2 tRNA genes are annotated in these 896 nt (G+C 56.0%); both read left to right on the forward strand.

The annotated features are described in order from the left end of the window. Positions 1-151 precede the first annotated feature (151 nt). Positions 152-228 (forward strand) — tRNA-Ile (locus LQ953_RS16105). 65 nt (positions 229-293) lie between these two features. Further along, positions 294-369, forward strand: a tRNA-Ala gene (locus tag LQ953_RS16110). Positions 370-896 lie beyond the last annotated feature (527 nt).

Here is an 896-nt window from a genome sequence, read left to right on the forward strand (position 1 = left end):
ATCAGGGAAGAGCTTCTTCCATTCCAAAGAACATAAGCCGCCGTCCTCATGTCCCTTCATCATTCTGGATTATCCAGCCACCTGGCTGGATAAAGCCTGAGCTGGCTTTTGCCGCCTGCGGCCTTTTGGGGCTAGTTCGGGTGACGCAAATGGGCCGGTAGCTCAGGTGGTTAGAGCGCACGCCTGATAAGCGTGAGGTCGTAGGTTCAACTCCTACTCGGCCCACCATTTGCGCGTGTGTTTCGCCAAGCGTGCTTTGGCCTAAACTTTCCTAAACTTAGGGAAGCAGGCGAGGGGCCTTAGCTCAGCTGGGAGAGCGGTTGCTTTGCAAGCATCAGGTCATCGGTTCGATCCCGATAGGCTCCACCAATCCGCAGGCCGCGAGACGATTTAGCGACGCTAAATCGCACGCAGCCAAGGACGGCCAGCGCTGCAAGAGCAGCGCCACAAGGCGCAGCTTTGCTGCGACTGACGGCGCAGCGCGCAAAACGCCAAACTAACATCCAGATGATGAAGATCCGAGATCCGCTGCTGACGCAGCGGTACGCGGCCCCAAGTGGCCGCATGCTGTTTGACATTGTGAATGGGTTTTTTGATCGATGCCGTGACGGCATTGGTTGCACACCGCGAGGTGCGTGATCGATGCCGGACTGAGGATCGTCGCCAAGTTTGACCGCTCTGGTGACACCTCAAACAACAGGCTGAGTGATTATCATCCACACCGAGCAAGCCCTTCGACACTGCTCTGCCGAGTTTCGTGTCAGTTTCCCCAGGGTTCCCATCAAAGTAATACTTTGATGGGCTGGGGACTGATCCAGTGTTGTTGTTGGTGGTGTGGACTCTCAAGCGTGAGGTAAGGGCAATTCGTGGATGCCTTGGCATGTACAGGCGATGAA

The organism is Sphingomonas sp. IC-56 (genome assembly GCF_021043375.1).
Taxonomy (GTDB): domain Bacteria; phylum Pseudomonadota; class Alphaproteobacteria; order Sphingomonadales; family Sphingomonadaceae; genus Sphingomonas.